The 19,837-nt window shown below is 62.8% G+C and carries 16 protein-coding genes; 2 read left to right on the top strand and 14 right to left on the bottom strand.

Annotated features, from left to right (window positions below):
• Positions 1 to 31 precede the first annotated feature (31 nt).
• A complete protein-coding gene (locus AC3WJW_RS14270; RefSeq protein WP_493726442.1) occupies positions 32 to 2,467 on the top strand; it encodes an efflux RND transporter permease subunit in 2,436 nt (811 codons plus the stop codon).
• Positions 2,468 to 3,568: 1,101 nt separating this feature from the next.
• Here AC3WJW_RS14270 and AC3WJW_RS14265 read toward each other — a convergent pair.
• From AC3WJW_RS14265 to AC3WJW_RS14220, 10 genes are all read right to left on the bottom strand, one after another.
• On the bottom strand, positions 3,569 to 4,840 hold the full coding sequence (locus AC3WJW_RS14265; RefSeq protein WP_493726441.1) for an anaerobic sulfatase maturase: 1,272 nt from the start codon (positions 4,838 to 4,840) through the stop codon (positions 3,569 to 3,571).
• On the bottom strand, positions 4,840 to 5,673 hold the full coding sequence (locus AC3WJW_RS14260; RefSeq protein WP_493726440.1) for an SDR family NAD(P)-dependent oxidoreductase: 834 nt from the start codon (positions 5,671 to 5,673) through the stop codon (positions 4,840 to 4,842). The genes AC3WJW_RS14265 and AC3WJW_RS14260 overlap by 1 nt, the downstream gene beginning before the upstream one ends.
• Positions 5,674 to 5,699: 26 nt before the next feature.
• The gene (locus AC3WJW_RS14255) at positions 5,700 to 8,063 is read right to left on the bottom strand and encodes an arylsulfatase (protein ID WP_493726439.1); all 2,364 of its coding nucleotides are present in this window, start codon (positions 8,061 to 8,063) and stop codon (positions 5,700 to 5,702) included.
• Between the two features lie 71 nt (positions 8,064 to 8,134).
• Complete coding sequence (locus AC3WJW_RS14250) at positions 8,135 to 8,611, bottom strand: 2,4'-dihydroxyacetophenone dioxygenase family protein (RefSeq protein WP_007998330.1); 477 nt, start codon at positions 8,609 to 8,611, stop codon at positions 8,135 to 8,137.
• A 120-nt stretch (positions 8,612 to 8,731) separates the two neighbouring features.
• Positions 8,732 to 9,133, bottom strand: coding sequence for a hypothetical protein (locus AC3WJW_RS14245; protein ID WP_218503311.1), 402 nt, complete (start codon positions 9,131 to 9,133; stop codon positions 8,732 to 8,734).
• A 30-nt stretch (positions 9,134 to 9,163) separates the two neighbouring features.
• Positions 9,164 to 9,958 carry an SDR family NAD(P)-dependent oxidoreductase gene (locus AC3WJW_RS14240; protein WP_493726438.1) on the bottom strand — a complete coding sequence of 265 codons (795 nt, stop codon included), beginning with the start codon at positions 9,956 to 9,958 and terminating at the stop codon, positions 9,164 to 9,166.
• A gap of 32 nt (positions 9,959 to 9,990) precedes the next feature.
• Complete coding sequence (locus AC3WJW_RS14235; RefSeq protein WP_493726437.1) at positions 9,991 to 11,229, bottom strand: thiolase family protein; 1,239 nt, start codon at positions 11,227 to 11,229, stop codon at positions 9,991 to 9,993.
• Positions 11,230 to 11,323: 94 nt separating this feature from the next.
• Positions 11,324 to 12,880, bottom strand: a complete 1,557-nt coding sequence (locus AC3WJW_RS14230) for an AMP-binding protein (RefSeq protein WP_493726436.1) — start codon at positions 12,878 to 12,880, stop codon at positions 11,324 to 11,326.
• Between the two features lie 21 nt (positions 12,881 to 12,901).
• A complete protein-coding gene (locus tag AC3WJW_RS14225) occupies positions 12,902 to 14,035 on the bottom strand; it encodes a saccharopine dehydrogenase family protein (RefSeq protein ID WP_493726435.1) in 1,134 nt (377 codons plus the stop codon).
• Between the two features lie 64 nt (positions 14,036 to 14,099).
• Complete coding sequence (locus AC3WJW_RS14220; RefSeq protein ID WP_493726434.1) at positions 14,100 to 15,383, bottom strand: acyl-CoA dehydrogenase family protein; 1,284 nt, start codon at positions 15,381 to 15,383, stop codon at positions 14,100 to 14,102.
• 148 nt (positions 15,384 to 15,531) lie between these two features.
• Here AC3WJW_RS14220 and AC3WJW_RS14215 point away from each other — a divergent pair, with 148 nt between their 5' ends.
• Positions 15,532 to 16,395 (top strand): helix-turn-helix domain-containing protein, encoded by an 864-nt coding sequence (locus AC3WJW_RS14215; RefSeq protein WP_493726433.1) that lies wholly within the window; start codon positions 15,532 to 15,534, stop codon positions 16,393 to 16,395.
• A 6-nt stretch (positions 16,396 to 16,401) separates the two neighbouring features.
• On the opposite strand, the gene AC3WJW_RS14210 is transcribed toward AC3WJW_RS14215, so the two are convergent.
• The 4 genes from AC3WJW_RS14210 to AC3WJW_RS14195 form a co-directional block, all read right to left on the bottom strand.
• Complete coding sequence (locus AC3WJW_RS14210) at positions 16,402 to 16,572, bottom strand: hypothetical protein (RefSeq protein ID WP_493726432.1); 171 nt, start codon at positions 16,570 to 16,572, stop codon at positions 16,402 to 16,404.
• Positions 16,573 to 16,675: 103 nt separating this feature from the next.
• On the bottom strand, positions 16,676 to 17,026 hold the full coding sequence (locus AC3WJW_RS14205) for a WS/DGAT domain-containing protein (RefSeq protein WP_493726431.1): 351 nt from the start codon (positions 17,024 to 17,026) through the stop codon (positions 16,676 to 16,678).
• The gene (locus AC3WJW_RS14200; protein ID WP_493726430.1) at positions 17,020 to 17,628 is read right to left on the bottom strand and encodes a WS/DGAT domain-containing protein; all 609 of its coding nucleotides are present in this window, start codon (positions 17,626 to 17,628) and stop codon (positions 17,020 to 17,022) included. Before AC3WJW_RS14200 ends, AC3WJW_RS14205 begins: the two co-directional genes overlap by 7 nt.
• A 376-nt stretch (positions 17,629 to 18,004) precedes the next feature.
• Positions 18,005 to 19,801 carry an acyl-CoA dehydrogenase gene (locus tag AC3WJW_RS14195; protein ID WP_493726429.1) on the bottom strand — a complete coding sequence of 599 codons (1,797 nt, stop codon included), beginning with the start codon at positions 19,799 to 19,801 and terminating at the stop codon, positions 18,005 to 18,007.
• Between the last annotated feature and the right edge of the window lie 36 nt (positions 19,802 to 19,837).

Raw genomic sequence — 19,837 nt, 5'->3', positions numbered from 1 at the left:
CCTGCGTACAACAAAAGAGACAAGACACGATATGGGTACCTACGAACTCGATACGATGCCGGTGGTGCGGGAGCTCAAGGGCTTCGACGCCCGTTCCGGCAACCTGCTCGAACGCTTGATCTTCAACAACCGCCTGCTGGTGGTGCTGAGTTGCCTGGTGATCACCGTGCTGCTCGGTTACTTCGCAGCCACTCGCCTGAGCCTGACTGCCAGCTTCGAAAAAATGCTGCCGCAAAGCCAGCCGTTCATTCAGAACTACCTGGAAAACCGCCAGTCCTTGCGCGGGCTCGGCAATGCGGTGCGGGTGGTGGTGGAAAACACCGAAGGCGATATCTTCGACCCGCAATACCTCGATGTGCTCAAGCAGATCAACGACACCCTGTTCGTGACCCCGGGTGTGGACCGTGCCTGGGTCAAGTCGCTGTGGACGCCGGCGGTGCGCTGGACCGAAGTGACCGAAGAGGGGTTTCGCGGCGGGCCGGTGATGCCCGATGCCTACGATGGCTCGGCCAAGGGCGTCGAACAGCTGCGCTTGAACATCGCTCGTTCCGGCATCGTCGGCAGCCTGGTGGGCAACAACTTCAAGTCGAGCATGATTTTCGTGCCGCTGCTGGAGAAAGATCCGGTCACCGGCGAGGCCATCGACTACCACGCTTTTTCGCGGGTTCTCGAAGAGCAATTGCGTAACAAGTACGAGTTCGCCGGCGGTAATGAAACCCATGCCCGGGGCGAGGAGGGCAAGGGCCCGATCAAGGTCCGCGTGATCGGCTTCGCCAAGCTGGTCGGCGACCTGATCGACGGCCTGGTACTGGTGATGATGTACTTTGGCGCCGCTGCGCTGATCGCCACGTCGATCATCTATTTCTTCACCCGCTGCGTGCGCAGCACCACGCTGGTGATTCTCTGCTCGGTGATCGCCGTGGCCTGGCAACTGGGTCTGGTCGCGCTGATGGGTTATGCGCTCGACCCGTTCTCGATCCTGGTGCCGTTCCTGGTGTTCGCCATCGGCGTGTCCCACGGTGCGCAGAAGATGAACGGCATCATGCAGGATGTGGGGCGCGGCACACACCAACTGGTCGCGGCGCGCTACACCTTCCGCCGCCTGTTCCTTGCGGGGCTCACGGCCTTGCTCGCCGATGCGGTCGGCTTTGCCGTGCTGATGCTGATCGACATCCCGGTGATCCAGGACCTGGCGGTCACTGCCAGCATCGGTGTGGCGGTGTTGATCTTCACCAACCTGGTGCTGCTGCCGGTGTTGTTGTCGTATTGCGGTGTCAGTCGCAAGGCGGCGGCGCGCAGCCTGCGTCAGGAAGACAAGGAACTGCACGGCAAGGGCCTGGGCAACCTGTGGAGCCTGCTCGACCGCTTTACCGAGCGTCGCTGGGCCACAGTCGCGGTGATCGTCGCCGGCTTGCTGGCGGCGGGCGGGTTCATGGTCAGCACCCAGTTGCAGATCGGCGACCTTGACCCGGGTGCGCCCGAGCTGCGCGCAGACTCCCGCTACAATCGCGACAATGCCTACATCACCGACAACTACTCGCTGTCCAGCGACCAGTTCGCGGTAATGGTCAAGACCGCGAGCGAGGGTTGCCTGAAGTACGAGACCCTGGTCGAGGCCGACCGTCTCGGCTGGCTGTTGCAACAGCAGCCGGGGGTGCAGACCACTGTGTCGCTGGTCAACGCCGTACGGCAGATCACCGCGGGTTCCTATGAAGGCAACCCGAAGATGCTGACCATCGCGCGCAATCAGGACGTACTCAACTATGGCGCGCAACAGGCCTCGGTGAACAACCCTGAACTGTTCAACAGCGACTGTTCGATGATGCCGGTGGTGGCCTACCTGGCCGACCACAAGGCACAGACCCTCGAGCATGTGGTCAGTGTCGCCGGGGCCTTTGCTCGCGAACACAGCAACGGTGAACGCCAGTTCATGCTCGCGGCCGGTAGCGCGGGGATCGAAGCAGCGACCAACATCGTGGTCCGCGAGGCCAACCGCACCATGCTGGTGTACGTGTATGGCGCAGTGATCGTGCTGTGCTTCATCACCTTTCGCAGCTGGCGCGCGGTCGTGGTGGCGGTGGTGCCGTTGATGCTGACGTCAGTGCTCTGCGAGGCATTGATGGTGTGTCTTGGCATGGGCGTGAAAGTGGCCACGCTGCCGGTGATCGCCCTGGGCGTAGGGATCGGCGTGGATTACGCGCTGTACCTGCTCAGTGTGCAGTTGGCCCAGCAGCGTGCCGGCCTGTCGTTGACCGAGGCTTACAGGAACTCGGTGGCGTTCACCGGCAAGGTGGTCGCTCTGGTGGGCATCACCCTGGCGGCGGGCGTCATCACCTGGGCCTGGTCGCCGATCAAATTCCAGGCGGACATGGGGATCCTGCTGACCTTCATGTTCATCTGGAACATGATTGGAGCGCTGGTGCTGATACCGGCGTTGTCGCATTTCTTGCTCAGGAAGGCTCGCTGATCTGCCTGCGATCTTTTGATCTTGATCTTGATCTTGGCGGCCTTCGGGCCGACCAGGCTCTTTGTTCGTGTACATATCCATTCCTGCGGTAACGGCCGCTAATGGTTCCGCTCTTACAGCGGGTCACTTGGAAAAGCCTGTAGGAGCGAGCTTGCTCGCGATGGAGGTCAACGATGATGCGGGGAGCCTGACACCCCGCGGTGCTCTCAGGTTTTTCGCGAGCAAGCTCGCTCCTACAGAGCCCGCCGCCATCGGCCATCCATGGCCGGGGGCGGCTACCGCGGCATCCATGCCGCGGTGCCCACTACGCAGAACCTCCACTCGGCCTCACGAGGGGGCAAGAAGATCAAAAGATCGCAGCCTGCGGCAGCTCCTACATTAACCGCGTACACCGCCAATATCGTGGACGGACAAAAAACCTGTAGGAGCTGCCGAAGGCTGCGATCTTTTGATCTTGGCGGCCTTCGGGCTGACCAGGCTCTCTGTTCGCGCACATATCCATTCCTGCGATAACGACCGCTAATGGTTCCGCCCATACGGCGGGCTCTGTAGGAGCTTGCTCGCGATGGAGGTCAACGATGATGCGGGGGGCCTGACACCCCGCGGTGCTCTCAGGTTTTTCGTCGGAACGCCGCCCGGAGCAAGCTCGCTCCTACAGAGCCCGCCGCCATCCATGCCGCGGTGCCCACTGCGCAGAACCTCCGCTCGCCTCACGAGGGGGCAAGAAGATCAAAAGATCGCAGCCTGCGGCAGCTCCTACATCAACCGGGTACACCGCCAATATCGCGGACGGACAAAAATCCCTGTAGGAGCTGCCGCAGGCTGCGATCTTTTGATTTTGATTTTTCAATAGGCTCGGGCTGCGTTCGGACGATCTGTTGATCTTGTCGTTAACAAGCAAGATCAAAAGATCGCAGCCTTCGGCAGCTCCTACATCAACCGGGTACACCGCCAATATCGTGGATGGACAAAAATCCCTGTAGGAGCTGCCGAAGGCTGCGATCTTTTGATTTTTGAATCCCGTTCGGGTACGCCAATTTTGCGAATCAGGGGCGTCGTGAAATCACGTCAGCAGGGAGGCGCAGTTGAGCCCCCCCTTTATCACGCAGGCTTGAGCGGCACGATCAGTGGGCCGTCGAAGGCCTGCATGATCAGCGAAGCGGGCTGGTCATGGCTGATCAACTGGGCCATGGCGTTCATGTAGGGCGTCAGGTGGCGGAAGTATTTCTTGTAGGCGGGGCACAGGTAGTTCAGTCCGGGCTCGCCGTTGGGCGCGGTCATGAAGCGGTTTTTCGGGCATTCGCCGTGGCAGGCGAAGCGGTAGTCGCATTGCCGGCACAAGGTCGGCAACGTGGTTTCCTTGGCCGCGCCGAACGCCTGCTGGGCCGGGGAGGCGAGCAGGGTGGCCGGGTCGTCTTCCTGGATATTACCCAGTCGATACTCCGGGTACATGAAGTGGTCGCAGGAATAGACGCTGCCGTCATGTTCGACGATCGCAGCCTTGCCGCAGCGCGGGCTGAACAGGCAGACCGAAGGCGCCAGCTGGCACCAGGCCGCCAAGGCCCATTCGAAGTTCATCACATGGATGTCGCCGACGTCATGGCGTACCCATTCGTTGAAGATGGCGATGAGAAAGTCGCCATAGCGCTCGGGTTCGACACTCTGCGCCGTGACCACCCCGGGTTCGCCCACGGCATGCAGGCGCAGCTCCGGCGGCGTGGCGAAACTCAGGCCCTGCTTGACGTCCGCTGCGCCCGGAAGGCGTTCGACCACCGGGTTGAACTGGATATGCCGCACACCCTGGGCCTTGAGAAAACCATAGATTTCCAGCGGATGATTCGCCACGTCGCGGGCCACGGTGACCAGCACGTTGAACGGCACCCCGTGTTTCTTCAGCAGGCCCAGGCCAGCCATGACCGCATCGAAACTGGAGCGGCCACGCTTGTCCGGTCGGTAGAGGTCGTGGACTTCACGCGGCCCGTCGAGGCTCAGGCCGACCATGAACCCCTCGCGGGCAAGAAAGGCACACCACTCGTCATCGAGCAGGGTGCCGTTGGTTTGCAGGGTATTGCGGATGACCTTGCCAGCGCCAAACTCGCGCTGGCAGGCCACCGCCCGCCGGAAAAAATCCAGGCCCAGCAAGGTCGGCTCGCCGCCTTGCCAGGTGAACTCCACTTCGGGGCTGGGTTGCGCGGCGATGTAACCCTGGATGTACGCGCGCAACACCTCGTCGGACATGCGAAAGCGCTCTCTGGGCGGGTAAAACTGCTCCTTTTCCAGGTAGAAGCAGTAGCTGCAATCGAGGTTGCAGATCGGACCGACCGGCTTGGCCATCAAGTGCAACCCTTGCACGACAGGAGAAGCGCTCGCCATCAGAGGAACCCGACCTTGCGTGCATCGTTCAGCACGAAGCGACGCAACAGGCCCAAGGACAGGCGACGCAGGTGGTACAGCACCTTCGCAAAGGGCCCGACCAGCAACAGGTCCTGGCTCTTTTGCACGGCGCGGACCATGCCTTCGGCGACCACCTCAGGCCCGCAGCCCTTGGTCTGATAGTACTTGTGCAGTCGCGTGAGCTGGGCTTCGTCGACCGAAGGCGAGACGTTGTTGCGGGCATGGGTGATCGGCGTATTGATGATGCCGGGACACACGGTGGTCACGCAGATATCGCTGTCGGCCAGCTCCATCTTCAGTACTTCGTTGAACCCGAACACCGCATGCTTGGAGGCGGCATAAGCCGCCATCGTCGGCGACGGATACAGACCGGCCGCCGACGCCACGTTGAGCACATGGCGTGGCCCGCCGGCCTTGAGCATCTGCGGGATGAAGTGATAGCAGCCATGCACCACCCCCATCACGTTGATGTCCAGCACCCGCTGCCAGTGGGCCAGGTCGCTTTGCAGGAACTGGCCCAGGTAGCCGATGCCGGCGTTGTTGATCAGCACGTCGAGCGCCCCGAGCGAGGCATGGAGCTTCTCGGCCAGCTCCCGCACGGCTTCACTGCTGGAGACATCGAGCTGATGGATGGTGCAACGGGAACCGAGGGCTTCGACGTCCATCTGCACCTGCCTGAGCGCAACGAGATTGATGTCGGTGGCAATGATCCGGGCGCCACGGCGGGCGAATGCGAGGGCCGCGGCGCGACCGATGCCGGAAGCGGCGCCAGTGATCAGGACGTTCTTGTTTTTAAGTTCGGTAGTGGCCATGGAAATCTCCTGGGCAGGGCAAGGGTTCAGGGCAAGTAAGCGACATGCACGTCGTCGACCTTGCCGTTGAAAGCGAACGGCGCGCGGTCGAAGTAATCCAGGGCAACCGGCGAGCCGAGGTCCTGGGCCACGTCAAAGGTTTCGCTGGCGGTGAAGGTGAATGCCGGGGTGAACGGCGTCACGCCGCTGGCGACTTCCTGCCCCCCCAGGCGCAGACTCAGATTGGCTGGCGCGCCCAGTTTGGTCGTGCTCATTTGGGTCAACACTTCGATGTTGGCTTTACCGGCCGGCACGCGTTCGGTCGAGCGCAGCTTGACCCGCGCAATGGCCAGGGCGTTGTACTCGTAGACCAGGTAACCGTCGTCCAGGTACAGGCTGACACCGCCACCGATCCCGCCCATGGCATACAGCACGCCACTGGCCTTGGCCGGCACTTCGGCGGTCACCAGTACCCGGTTGTTGCGGCTGCGCAGGTTGGGCGCGGTGAACTCCGGGAAGCGCTGGGTGCGATCGCTGAAATTCCATTCACGTTTGTCGGTACCCGGGCGTACATCCGGGTTCATGAAGGGAAACAGACCGGCGCCGATCGGGTAGACGTGGTTGGCCTTGGCCTGGGTATCGAACTCGGCCTTCAGCTCAGCGAGTTTTTCCGGGTGGCTGGCAGCGACATCCGTGGCTTGCGAGTAGTCGTTGCCAAGGTCGTACAGCGCCCACTGGTCGTTGTCCGGGTTCCAGCCCATGAACTGGGCAAACCCTTGCACCCAGGGTTTGCGCGGGCCGAATACCGAGGCGATCCAGCCGTCCTTGTAGATGCCACGGCTGCCGAGCACTTCGAAATACTGCGGAGGCTTGCGCGACTTCGCATCGGCATCGGCAAAGGTGTAGCGCAGGCTGACGCCGTCCATCGGGTCCTGCTCGACGCCGTTGACCACCTTGGGCGCGCTGATGTCGAGGATGTCGTAGACCGTCGGGACAATATCGTTGACGTGGTGGAACTGCCCGCGGACCTTGGCATCGGCCTTGATCTGCTTGGGCCAGGAGACCGCCATCGGCGTGCGCGTGCCGCCGAAGTAACCCGCCACCAGTTTAGTCCCGATAAAGGGGCCTGAACCCGCCCAGGCCCAGGCGGCGTTGTACATGCTCTCGAGTTTCGGACCGCCGATGGCCGACAGGCCACCGTAGCTGCCGTTGAGTACCTTGAGCTGCTGCTCCTTGGGCACCGGAATGCCGTTCTGCGCCAGCAGTTCGTTGATGGTGCCTTCCATGCCTTCGGCCGAGGCCCCGTTGTCGCCGAGCACGTAGAAAATCAGGGTGTTGTCGCGTTTACCCTCCAGTTCCAGCTCGTCGAGGATCTTCCCGGCCTGGGTATCGGCATGCTCGAGGAAGCCTGCGTAAACCTCCATCAGGCGCGCCTGGTATTGCTTTTGCCCGGCGTCGAGGCTGTCCCAGGCCGGCAGTTCGGCGGGGCGCGGGGTCAGCCTGGCGTCCTTGGGAATGAAGCCCATGGCTTTCTGGCGGGCGAAGGTCTGCTCGCGATACGCATCCCAGCCAGCGTCGAACTTGCCCTTGTACTTGTCGGCCCATTGGGCGTTGACCTGGTGCGGGCCGTGCACGGCACCGGGGGCCCAGTACATGAAGAAGGGTTTGTCCGGGGCGTAGGTCCTGTGGTCCTGCAGCCAGTTCACTGCGCGGTTGGCCAGGTCTTCGCTGAGGTGGTACTTGGGATCGCGAGGCGGTTCGATCGGCGTGGTGTTGCGATACAGGCGCGGCTCGTACTGGGAGGTTTCCCCGGCCATGAAGCCATAGAAGTGTTCAAAGCCATAGCCGGTCGGCCAGCTGTCGAACGGTCCGGCGGCGGTGGTTTCCGACGTCGGTGTGTTGTGCCATTTGCCGAAGGCGGCGGTGCTGTAGCCGTATTGCTTGAGCACTTCGGCCATGGTCGCCGAACTCTTGGGAATCTTGCCGGTGTAGCCGTCCCAATCGGTGGCCAGCTCGGCGATCACGCCATTGCCGACCCGGTGGTGATTGCGTCCGGTCAACAGGGCGGCGCGGGTGGCCGAACTGATGGCGGTGGTATGGAAGGCGTTGTAACGCACACCGCTGTCGGCCACCCGGCTCAGGGTCGGGGTGTGGATGGCGCCGCCAACCGTGTCGGCCTGGGCGAAACCGGCGTCATCGAGCATGATCACCAGGATGTTCGGTGCACCGGCGGGTACATGGGACTGGGCCTGGCGCTTCTGGTGATGGGAATCCTGCAGGGTCGGCCCGGCGGTGCTGGCCGAAGGCGTCGGCGCGAAGGGCAGGGTGTCCTGGGCGCAGGCGACGGAGCTCGCCAGCAGCATGCTCACCTTCAGCGTGAAATGTCCGGTGCGCGCAAACTTCTGAATCATGGAAGACTCCTGTTCTTGTTGTTGGCGGAGTGAGTGGGGCGCCCCCCTCGGGGAGGGGCGCCGGGTATCGGTCAGACCGAGAAACTGGTGATGTCCTTGGGCTGGATGTCGTTGGCCTCGCAGTAGGCCAGGTAGCGTTGCACGCTGGTCTTCCAGTTCTCGATGGCAACGATGTTGTCGTTTTCGTCCATGTACATGAGATCGCCCAGGGTGACGTTGAACGTGATCACCTCGTCGCCGTGCTCGGGCAGGCCGATGGGCGTATGGCTGGTGGCGGCCGTCTCGAACACCACGCCACCTTCGGTGGAGATCCAGTCGTGTTCGAGGTACTTCCAGCCACCCTTGATGGTGTAGACGATCACGGTGCCGGAGTGGTGGTGCTTGGGCAGGGTCATGCTGGCGGGTGCCTTGAGCAGGGTAATGACCTCGCCACGCACCGGATCGCACTTGATGTACTTGATGAAAACCTCGTCGTTGTAAGGCGCGAAAGGCACCCAGGGCAGGTCGTCGGCGTTGATGGCGGCGGTATCGATGCTTTCATACAGCATGGTGGTGCTCCTCGGATGGGCCGTTGGCGGCAGGTGGATGTTCTGAGTGGCATCGTGCGGGAGCGGGCAGAAATTACCCCCCCGGCGACGAGGGGGGTGGGTGATGCGCGCGGTCTTCAATCAGTGCAATTGCGTGAGGGCTTGCGCCGAACGGGTGCTGCTCAGGTAGCGCCAGAACAGCAGGGCAAAGACGATGTCGCTCGCCGCCAGTGTCGGCAGCGGCCAGGCAATGGTGCCCGCCAGCCAGTGGCTGGTGATGACCGCGACCACGAGGATCTTCAGCGCGATCCCCAGCACGATGTAGGGGCGATAGCGCACCGGGTCGCGGCTGATCATCCAGTAGGCCCAGCCGAACATCAGCACCACGATCATGGTGATCTGGATGAACAGGCCGGTGGTCGGGGTCATCTGCAAGCCCATCAGTTGGGCGACCGGCTGCGTGGCCACCAGCAAGGGCAGGCCCGCCAGGATGTTGAAGCCGGCGGCGATACTGAACAGGGTACGGGCGTATGCGTTGGACATGGAGTACTCCTCAATAGGGTCAGACAAGGCTCAGCCCAGCAGCCTGAGCAGGGTGGGGTAGCTGTTGGGGAACAATCGGCTCAGCCAGAACAGGGTGCTGGACTTGTTGCCGGTGATGACCCGGCGGCTGCCGTTGCGCATGCCGTAAATGATGTCGGCGGCGCAGTCGGCGGGTGGGGTCAGCAGCATCTTGTCGGCCAGGCGGGCGAACTTCGCTTCCTCCTCACCTGCGGCCTTGCAGCGCCGGCCGGCCCGCTCGATGTTGGTCCTGATGCCGCCGGGGTGGACGCTGATGGCGCGCACGCCGCTGCCCCTGAGTTCGGCCCAGAGGCATTCGGTCAGGCCGCGCACGGCGAACTTCGACATGTTGTAGGCGCTTTGCGTGGGGTAGCTGACCAGGCCGAACACGCTGGAAATGTTGACGATGCAACCTTCACGCTGGGCCAGCATCGTCGGCAGGAAGGCCTTGGTGCCGTACAGCACGCCCCACAGGTTGATGCCCAGTTGCCACTCGAACTCTTCGATGCTGGTGTTGGCCACGGTGCCGATCACCGTGGCGCCGGCATTGTTGATGACGTAGTGAACCGTGCCGAAATCGCGCATGACCTCTTCGGCGTGGTCCTGGAACGCCGACCAGGACGAAACATCCAGCGTGTAGCCCCGGGCCTGACTCGCTTCAGGGAGCAATCCCAGGGTGGCATCGAGGCTCGAACGGTCGATGTCCGAGAGCGCCAGCAGCGCTCCCTCCCGGGCCAGTTGCACAGCCAGTTCGCGGCCGATACCGGAGCCGGCGCCGCTGATCACCACCACTTTGTTGTTGAACATCTTGGCTACCTCTTGATTGGCAGGGAGGGCGGCTACTTGCTCAGGATATGAATCGCCACCGCCGCTTCTTCGACGCCCTGCAGGCCGCCGCCGTTTTCCTGTATGGCATGCCGCGCGCCTTCGACCTGGCGCTTGCCGGCTTCGCCGCGCAACTGGGTCACCAGTTCATAGAGTTGGCCGATACCGGTGGCGCCCAGCGGATGGCCCTTGGATTCGAGACCGCCGGAGGTGTTGACCGGAACGCGCCCGCCCAGGGTGAACTCGCCACGTTCGGCGGCCGGACCGCCTTCACCGGGGGCGACGAAGCCGAGGTTCTCCACCTGGATGATTTCGCCCATGGCCGAGGCGTCGTGCACTTCGGCCACGTGCATGTCGCGGGGGCCGAGGCCGGCCTGTTCATAGGCCATTTTGGCGGCCAGGCGCCCGACGTGGAGCTCGGGCTGATCGAGGCGACGGTTGCTGAAACTGCGGATGACGCTGGCCGAGACCTTGATGCAACGGCTCTTGTCGGCACCGATGCGCTTGAGGCCTTCCTCGGTGCACAGAATGGCGGCGGCAGCGCCGTCGGACAGAGGGGCGCACATCGGCAGGGTAATCGGGTAAGTGATGGGCGGCGCCGCCAGGATCTCTTCGATGCTGAAAGGCTTACGGAACTGCGAGTAAGGGTTGTGCACCGAGTGGGTATGGTTCTTCGCCGACACCGCGGCAATCTGCCGTTGCGTGGTGCCATAGGTGCTCATGTGGTGTCGACACATCGCAGCGTAGATGGCCATGAACTTGCTGTAGGGTTTGTCCGATTCACTGCCTTCGGGCACGTCGACCCCTTCGCCCATTTGCACCAGGGTCTGGTAGTTCTGCTCGGCGCGGGAAATATCCCAGCCAGCCTCGAAAATCGAGAGGGCCTTGAGCTTGTCGGCGATGTTCATCTTCTCGGCACCGATCGCCAGCGCCACGTCGGTGGTGCCGGCCTTGAGGCTCTGCACGGCCAGGTTGAAGGCGGCACTGCCCGAGGCGCAGGCGTTTTCGATGTTGTAGATGGGGATGCCTTCGATGCCGACCTTGCTCAGTACGACCTGGCCGGGGATGGCGATCTGGCCTTGCAGCGGGCCATTGGTCATGCCGGCATAAAAGGCGATGCCCAGGTCTTCGGTGCGGCACCCGGCATCCTGCAATGCGCCATCGAGCGCTTCGCGCGCCAGGTCATCGAGGCTGCGTTCGAGGTGTCGGCCGAAGACGGTCATGGCGATGCCGGCGATATAGACGGTGCTCATGAAATTTCCTTGTGATGAGTCAGGGAAGCAATCGGAGGGCCCAGGGCCTGCATCGGGCGCAGTCGTCGATGCAGGCCAGGGCCGGTTACAGGCGTCAGATGTTTCGATCCAGGTTCTGCCAATAGGGCTGGCGCAGGTCTTTCTTCAACACCTTGCCCACCGGGCTGCGCGGCAGGCTGTCGACGAAATCGACCGACTTGGGCGCCATGACGTGGCCCAGCCGTTCCTTGCACAAGTCGATCAGTGCCTGGGCGCTGACGCTCAGGCCGGGGTTGAGTTCGACCACGGCCTTGACCGCTTCGCCCCATTTCTCGTCCGGTACACCGATCACCGCGCAGTCCTGTACCGCTGGATGGCTCCACAGCACTTGCTCGACTTCGCTGGGGTACACGTTGAAGCCGCCGGAAATGATCATGTCCTTCTTGCGGTCGGTCAGGTGCAGGTAGCCTTCGGCGTCGATGTGACCGATGTCGCCGGTGTGCAGCCAGCCGTCGATAAGGGTTTCGGCGGTCCTGTCCGGCTGCTTGTAGTAGCCCTTCATGACCAGGTCGCCGCGCACGCAGATCTCGCCGGTGGCGCCGCGTGGCAGGATCCGCTGGTCATCGTCCATGACCTCCACGCGGATCAACGGGTAGGGACGGCCGACCGATGACAGGCGCTCGTCGCTGGCCATCCGGCCGTCGACCAGGTGCTCATCGGGGCGCAGGAAGGCGATGCTGGCCGGGGCTTCGGTCTGGCCGTAACCGCCGGCCATGATCGGGCCGAACACCTCGATGGCCTTTTTCAGTTTCTGCACCGACATGGGGGCCGCGCCGTACATCAGGTACTTGACCGAGGACAGGTCGAGCGTCTCGATGCCGGGCATTTCCAGCAGCTTGTAGATCACCGTCGGCGGCAGGAAAAACTCGGTGACCTTGTGCTGCATGATCGCGCCGAGCATCACCGCCGGGTCGGGCCTGGTCACCACCACCACCGTGCCGCCCTGGGCGGTGCACGGCACGGCCAGCAGACCGGCCGTGTGGGTCATGGGCGCGGCGGCCAGGTTCACCGGCGTCTCGCCATTGCGGTAGGCGCAGGCCAGCATGAAGTGGGCGATGAAGGTCTGCGTACTGCGGTGCGTATTCATCACCCCCTTGGGCATGCCGGTGGTGCCGCCCGTGGGCGAGAGCATGATCACGTCGTCCATGTCGTAGCTGACTTCAGGACGGGTCGAGGGCTGCTCCGCGCTCCAGCGTTGCAGCGACGGCGCATCGCGACCTTCGGCATCGATGCAGACCCAGTGCCGGATCTTCGGCAGCGACGGACGCAGGTCGTCGATGATCGCGGCGAACTCGTCCTGGTAGAACATCACCTCGCAATCGAAGGCATCGAGGATGTAGTGGTTCTCTTGTGCCGAGTTACGCGCATTGACCGGTATCCAGGTCATGTTGGCGCGCCACAGGCCCAGGGTGCAGGCCCAGGCGGTGACGTCGTTGGCCGACCACACCGCGCCCTTGGTTTCCTTGGGCAAGCCCAGGGCCAGCAGGGTGTTGGCGATGCGACAGGACAACGCACCGACTTCCTCGAAGGTGTAGGACCGCGCGCCCTGGATATAGGCGATGCCGTCCGGGTTCAAACCCCAGCCGCGGTCGTAGAAATCAATGATGGCCATGAAGGACTCCCGTGCCGCCGATCAGAGCTGGGTGACCGTGGCCCGTGCCAGGCCACGCTCTTCCAGGAAGCCCAGCAGGTAGCGATGCCCGAACGCCTTGGAGCCGGAAGCGAAGCCGACCTTGGCGGTTTCGCCATCGATCAGCTTGATCGCGGCGGCAACCTGCAAGGCCCCGGTGGCGATATAGGCGGTGGTGCCATGCACGGTGGCACGCACGGCCGACAACTGGCCGCGGCCGATGGCGGTGTCGACCATGCGCACGGTGGTGGTGCGCTCGCGCGGCGGCATGCTCGGCGTGGTCGACTGCACGATCTGCTTGAGCACTTCATCCTGATGCTCTGCCGGCAGGTGTTTGTATTCGGCGTCCCACTTCTGCCCCAGGCCATGCACCATCTTCATCACGTCGTTGTCGTAGAAGCCGACGCAGGAGACACAGGAGCGCACGCGCGGGTCGTTGTCGAAATACACCGGCAATGAAGTGCCGCCCCATGGCAGGGCAAAGACCGGCTGCAGGAAGTCAGGCGAAGGAATGCTGAAGGAGGTGCCGACGGCGTGCGGGACCAGTTTTTTCTCCCACAGGTAGCATTGCTCGGCGCGGTACATCTCGAAGATCGAGGCGGTCGAGCCCACGGTCACACCGGCACCGACTCCGCGCGGGCCACGGCACAGGGTCGAAGTTTCCAGAGCGTCGATGCCCGGCGTTTCCAGGGCCAGTTCGGCGGCGATTTCCGCGTAGGTGAACATGTAGGACAACGATGGCGAGACCAGCAGGCCGGCCTGGGCATAGAGATGGCCGAACTTCTCCCGCACTTCGCGCATGTAGCTTTGCTCACCGGTGGTATCCAGGTGATGGCAGCCGGCCTTGAGCGCGGCTTCGACCGTGGTCAGGCCGAATTTGACGAACGGGCCGACGGTGTTGCAGACCACCTTGGCGCCACGGAACGCCTCGGTCAGCGCCTCGACCGTGTGCTCGGCTTCGATGACTTCATAGGTGGCCGACTCCAGGCGCACCACGCGCTGGGCCATCATCTCGTGCACGCGTCCGGCATTGCGTGCCACGGCGGTGAAGGGGATGTTCTGGTCGATCAGCCAGTCCATGGTGAGCATGCCGGTGTAGCCGCTGGCGCCATAAACGACGACGGGATATTTAGCCATTTTCGTGTCTCTCTTGTTTTTAACAGGTTGTTGGTTGTTTTTTTTTGGGAGGGCAGGGCCGGGGTCAGTACTGCGACCAGCCTTCGGCATAAAGCTGTTGGCACAACAGGCCAACACGCATGGTGATGATGGCGTTCTCGCCGTCTTCGATCAGGGCGGCGCGGGCATCGCGGAAGATCTTTTCGATCGGGTATTCGCGGGAAGTACCGGCACCGCCGAACAGCTGCAGCGCTTCATGGGCGACCTTCATGCAGGCTTCGGTGACGGTCACCTTGGCCGACGCCGTGGCGTAGGGATGGCTCTGTGGCGACAGGCGGGCGAACGCCAGGGAGCGTCGGGCCACCGCGCGTGCCAGCTCGACCTGACGCAGCATGTCGCCCAGTCGATAGCGGGTGAGCTGATGGTCGATCAGCAACTGACCGCCCTGTTTGCGTTCATGGCAGTACTGCAAGGCCATTTCGAACGCCCCGCGCGCCACTCCGGTGAACACCTGGGACATGTGCGTGCCGGCGTAGGACCAGGCCGAGGACTGGTTGCCGTAGTATTGATCCTTGCCGGCGATGGCGAAGCGCGCCGGTATTTTCACGTTGTCGAAATAGACTTCGCCCTGGGGCAGCGAGCGCTGGCCGATCTTGTCCAGCGGCTTGCCGCGCGATACGCCGGGCAGGTCCAGGGGCACGATCACGGCAACGCCGTTGGGGCGGCCGTCGGCGTCGAAAAAGCCGTCGCCATAGTCGGCGGTGATGTAGGCCAGCGCCACCTGCGCCACGGCCCCGTTGGAGACCCAGGCCGAGCATTGGCCGTTGAGGACGATCTCGTCCTTGCCGACTCTGGCGGTGAGGGTGCCCTTGTTGCCGGACTGGCCGTGAGGCCATTCGCGCTTCATGTCATAGACCATGATGTCGCTGCCCTTGTCCGGATGAGTGATCATCCAGCAGCCGATCTTGCCCTGGCACAGTTCCACCAGCTCCTGATTGCCCACGGCCTTTGCCATGCGCAGCGGGAAGCCGGCGACCGCCAGGGAAACGGCCAGGCCGGCATCGCCCCAGCCCATTTCCTCGCCAATCAGCGACTCCAGGCGCACGGCGGTTTCGGCGGGAAACTGCGCCAGCAGTTCCGGGTCCAGACCCAGCTGTGCCGCTTGGGCGAACACCGACCAGAAGGGCGAGCCGGGCGCGCAGACATCGGCCGCTTGCATCTTGTCGAGGGCTTGGCCGACCGGGCGCAGTACGTTCCTGGCGAACTGATGCACCGATTGCTGGATGGCCGCTTCTTCTTCGCTCAATGGCGTTTCAAAACCCGTCAGGCCAACGGCGGGCAACTGCAAAGTGTCATGTAATGTGATCATTGGCGCTTGCTCATCCGGGGAAGGAACGAACCCACGCAATCGACCGCGTGGGGGCTGGAACATGGACGCCATGATTGTTCTTCCCGGGATCGACAACTCACTGGAAAAGGGGGCATATTTGTCAAAATCTGCTCATCAGGGAGCGCCGGTGACGCCGCAACAGAAAGTCCATGAAGTGTTGGGGCTGCCCATGGTCGGTGGCCTGGTGTGCAACCAGATGCCGCTGCACGCCGAGCGCTATTTTCTGCACGAGACAGACCTCGACATGCCCCCGGTGGGGGTCATGACCCTGCTCACTCAATTCGGTGGTTCGCGGGTGGAAGAGGGCACGGACGAGACGTCGCGCCTGAGCACTTTGCCCAGCATGTCGATGCTGATGCCGGCCCACTGCGCCACCCATTGGCGCTACTCGGGCAGCGTGGACTTCGCGGTGTTCTACATTCCCGAGCGCAGTGACGGTGTGTTTGGCCAGTTGCTGGAGTGCTGTGCCAGGACCCAGGCACCGCTGGCCTTCAGCGACGCTCTGGTCAGTGCGGCGGCCCGGCAGCTGCTCGATGAGCTGAATATGGGAAAACAGGCCGACCAAGGGTTCATGGCGCGGCTGGCGGCGGTGATGCTCGAACAGGTGTGCCGTGCGCTACGCCTGCAGACCCTGGGTTCGATCAACCCGCCGCACATTCAGTTGGCGCGTCTGCAATCGGTGGTGGCTTACATGCGCGAGCACCTGGCCGAAGACTTGTCGATCAACCAGTTGGCAACCCGGGCCGGCGTTAGCCCGGCGCATTTTCGCCGGCTGTTCGACAATGCCATGGGCATTGCACCCCACCGGTATGTGATGAACCTGCGGCTCGAGCACGCGCGCGAACTGCTCATGCAAACCGACCTGCCCATCCTGCATGTCGCGCTGGAGTGCGGTTTCAGTTCACAAAGCCACCTGACAGCCGCCTTCAAGACGGCCCACGGAACCACGCCGGCCCAGTTTCGCACCCGGTCCGGTGTCGGTCGCGGCTGAGAGCGGTCAGTGCAGCGAGGCGAAACTCACCACTGGCCTGAAGCAGGTGTATGGATGGGCCTTGCACGGATCGTCGGGCAGATAACGCGATTGCAGCCAGACTTCCCTGATCGGGGTGATGGTTACCAGCATCGCGGTCAGCGATGCAATGACACACAGCATTATTATTATTTTCATAGGCTCACCTGTTCGCGAACGTGAAGGGCGCAACGGATTGTCATGTGTTGAAAATAATGCAGCCGGGGTTTTGCGGCCCCCCCAACGTTAGGGGGGGAGGGGCTCAGTGCTCGTTGTTTGTCTCCCTGGAGGCTACAGTCCGGACCTGCCCTGGCTTGCCTGACGCCTGTTTGCGACGCTTGCTCAGCACTTTGGTCGCCGGGATCGGTGGGGTCATCTGCCTGGCCGCCTGACTCATTTCTTCATAGGAGTCCAGCAGGCAGCGCGCGAGAAAATCCGGATCGGAAACGATGTTCGGTGAACTGGTCAATGAAATGAACATCTTTCCGCAGTAGCTGGTCGGGTTCCAGATCAGTGACATGCCATCGGCCAGCGGACCCATGCCGCCCCAGTGCACAAGCTTCGCCCCGAGCAGGTAGAGTTCCGTGTTGGGGCCGGGGACGTTGGTCACCATGCAGTTGTGCAGCAAGACTGGGCCCTTGCCGCCCCCGCCGTCAGTGTCGCCAGGCGGCCGGCAAGGCCCAGCGTCGCCGGTGGGGTGAACTTGTGCAGATTCGTCAGTTCATGGGCGCCAATCGCATTCTGGGTCGCCTTGCATTCAGCCGTGGCGAGCTGTACCGCCTGAAGACGCTCAAGCGGGTCTTCCATGTCAGTACCCAACGGGAACCTGAGGATTGAAATCGTATTGGACGTGCGCTCGGCCCCTTCCTGGCGCGTATTGACGGGCGCCATGCTCACCAGGGATTTTTCCGGCAGTTCGTCTTTTGCCTGCAAATAACGGCGCATCGCGCCGCCGATCATTGCAAGCACCGCGTCGTTGATCGTCGCCCCGGGGACCATTCCTTTGATCTGCTTCACCGTGGCGAGATCCAGCGTCACCGAGTCCCAGACACGTTGGGCCGACACATTGGCGTTAAATCGTGTGCGCGGTACGCCACCTTCGGATGATCGCAGCGATTGAGCGAGGCGGCGCAGGCCGTGCGTGGCGAGCTTGGGCAGTACGCGTCTCAGCGGCGCGGCCATGCGCGCGGAAGCCGAAATATTGTCGATGACCATGCGGGTGAGGGTGTCGGTGATCCGTGACTTCTGGCACGAGGCCTGTGCCGGTGTCTGCTTGTCTGTGACCGGAATGGGTTTGCCCAGTGCGCCACCTGCGTTTGCTGCAACAGCACTGGCCGGGCAGCCAATTGCACTGGTTCCCGGGCAGCCATCTCATCCATCTCGGGCGCGCGGAATACCTGCAGCGCATGCGAGAGGTCATGGATCGTTGTACTGCAAAGTGATCCTGTGATTCAGCGTGCGGGAGGCCCCTGTAGGAGCGAGCTTGCTCGCGATGGTGTGTCAGTCGGAATCAATGCAGCTGACACACCTTCGCGAGCAAGCTCGCTCCTACAATTGTTTTAGAGAAGTACTCTTCTGCGACTGGCGAGTGTCAGAACTGCTCGTCGTCCATGGCCAGTGCCGCATCACCCCCTTGAATCACGGTCTGCGCCAGGCCACTGGCGCGGGCCATAATGTGCTCGGCATAGAAGCCTGCCGTCACCAGTTTGGCGCTATAGAAAGCCTGTTCCGCGCTGCCATCTTTCAGGCGCTGCAGGGCGACCAGCGCCGACTGGCCCAGTTGCCAGCCGCCCGCGACGGTGCCGAACAGTTCGAGGAACGGCACCGCACCCACGGATACCCTTGCCACCCGGCTCCCATAGTTTGAAACGATAAATGCCACCGCTTGCTCCAGGGCGACGATGCCCAGCTCCAGCGCTGTGGCGATCCCGTGCAGAGCCGGATCGTCCGCGTCCACCAGGCGCTGCACCAGATCGCGTATCTGTTCGATCACATGGCCCACCGCCGCGCCCTTGTCTTTGGCAATTTTTCTGCCGATCAGATCGGCGGCCTGGATACCGGTAGTGCCTTCGTAGATGCTGATGATGCGCGCGTCGCGCAGGTGTTGCGCAGCGCCTGTTTCTTCGATGAACCCCATGCCGCCATGGATCTGCACGCCGAGCGAGGCAATGTCGTTCGCGTTCTCGGTGCACCAGCCCTTGACCACCGGGATCATCAGGTCGACGAAGGCCTGGCTGTGCCGGCGCTGTTCGGGATCGACATGGCGATGGGCGCTATCCATGGCGCTCGCCACGAGGCACGCCAGGGCGCGCATGGCCTCGGTGCGGGACTTCATCGACAACAGCATCCGCCGTACATCCGGGTGCCGGATGATAGCGACCTTGTCACGATTGCTGCTGCCGATCTCGGCGCCTTGCACGCGATCGCGGGCGTAGGCCAGGGCACGTTGATAGGCTCGCTCGGACAAGCCAATGCCTTCGACACCGACGGAGAATCGTGCGGCGTTCATCATGACGAACATGTATTCCAGGCCGCGGTTTTCTTCACCTACCAGCCAGCCGATGGCACCGTTGTTGTCGCCGAAGGCCAGCACGGCGGTCGGGCTCGCATGGATACCAAGCTTGTGTTCGATCGACACGCAACGCACATCGTTACGCGCGCCCGAATTGCCGTCGGCGTCCACCAGGAACTTTGGCACCACGAACAGCGAAATACCCTTGACCCCCTCTGGCGCGCTCGGGACGCGAGCCAACACCAGATGCACGATGTTGTCAGTGAGGTCGTGCTCGCCGTAGGTAATGAAGATTTTTTGCCCGTGGATTCGGTAGGTTCCATCCGCCTGAGGTTCGGCGCGGCTGCGTATGGCGGCCAGGTCCGAACCGGCTTGTGGCTCGGTGAGGTTCATGGTGCCCGTCCACTCGCCGCTGATCATTTTCGGCAAGTAGGTTTCTTTCAGCGCGTGCGAGCCACACAGCTCGATGGCTTCGATGGCGCCACGGGTCAGCATGGGGCAGAGACCGAATGCCATATTGGCCCCATACCACATTTCATCGACCAGGGTCGACACCAGGAACGGCAAGTCCTGGCCACCGAACTCAGGTTCACAGGACAGCGCATTCCAGCCACCTTCGACGAACTGCTGGTAAGCCTCGCGCCAGCCCCTGGCGGTGGTGACCTCGCCATCCAGCCAACGCGCCCCTTCGCGGTCGCCGCTGACGTTGAGCGGGGAGAGTACCCCCTGGGCGAACTTCCCGGCCTCGTTGAGGATCGCGTCGGCAAGATCGGCGCTGAGCCCGTCGCAGCCGGGAAGGCGGCTGACTTCGTCCAGATGGCCAAGTTCATTGAGGACGAACTGCATGTCACGCAGTGGCGCTGTGTATTCGTTCATGTCACATCTTCCTGTGGGCAATTATTTCCAATGTGC

This window comes from Pseudomonas sp. GW821-FHT07G06, assembly GCF_058986625.1.
The sequence above is the reverse complement of the archived record's forward strand: the minus strand, read 5'-3'. Positions and strand labels throughout refer to the sequence as shown.

Excerpts from the sequence above, each read along its gene's own strand:
- AC3WJW_RS14270 (WP_493726442.1), top strand. The coding sequence starts at position 32 with ATGGGTACCTACGAACTCGATACGATGCCGGTGGTGCGGGAGCTCAAG.
- AC3WJW_RS14265 (WP_493726441.1), bottom strand. The coding sequence starts at position 4,840 with ATGGCGAGCGCTTCTCCTGTCGTGCAAGGGTTGCACTTGATGGCCAAG.
- AC3WJW_RS14260 (WP_493726440.1), bottom strand. The coding sequence starts at position 5,673 with ATGGCCACTACCGAACTTAAAAACAAGAACGTCCTGATCACTGGCGCC.
- AC3WJW_RS14255 (WP_493726439.1), bottom strand. The coding sequence starts at position 8,063 with ATGATTCAGAAGTTTGCGCGCACCGGACATTTCACGCTGAAGGTGAGC.
- AC3WJW_RS14250 (WP_007998330.1), bottom strand. The coding sequence starts at position 8,611 with ATGCTGTATGAAAGCATCGATACCGCCGCCATCAACGCCGACGACCTG.
- AC3WJW_RS14245 (WP_218503311.1), bottom strand. The coding sequence starts at position 9,133 with ATGTCCAACGCATACGCCCGTACCCTGTTCAGTATCGCCGCCGGCTTC.
- AC3WJW_RS14240 (WP_493726438.1), bottom strand. The coding sequence starts at position 9,958 with ATGTTCAACAACAAAGTGGTGGTGATCAGCGGCGCCGGCTCCGGTATC.
- AC3WJW_RS14235 (WP_493726437.1), bottom strand. The coding sequence starts at position 11,229 with ATGAGCACCGTCTATATCGCCGGCATCGCCATGACCGTCTTCGGCCGA.
- AC3WJW_RS14230 (WP_493726436.1), bottom strand. The coding sequence starts at position 12,880 with ATGGCCATCATTGATTTCTACGACCGCGGCTGGGGTTTGAACCCGGAC.
- AC3WJW_RS14225 (WP_493726435.1), bottom strand. The coding sequence starts at position 14,035 with ATGGCTAAATATCCCGTCGTCGTTTATGGCGCCAGCGGCTACACCGGC.
- AC3WJW_RS14220 (WP_493726434.1), bottom strand. The coding sequence starts at position 15,383 with ATGATCACATTACATGACACTTTGCAGTTGCCCGCCGTTGGCCTGACG.
- AC3WJW_RS14210 (WP_493726432.1), bottom strand. The coding sequence starts at position 16,572 with ATGAAAATAATAATAATGCTGTGTGTCATTGCATCGCTGACCGCGATG.
- AC3WJW_RS14205 (WP_493726431.1), bottom strand. The coding sequence starts at position 17,026 with ATGGTGACCAACGTCCCCGGCCCCAACACGGAACTCTACCTGCTCGGG.
- AC3WJW_RS14200 (WP_493726430.1), bottom strand. The coding sequence starts at position 17,628 with ATGGTCATCGACAATATTTCGGCTTCCGCGCGCATGGCCGCGCCGCTG.
- AC3WJW_RS14195 (WP_493726429.1), bottom strand. The coding sequence starts at position 19,801 with ATGAACGAATACACAGCGCCACTGCGTGACATGCAGTTCGTCCTCAAT.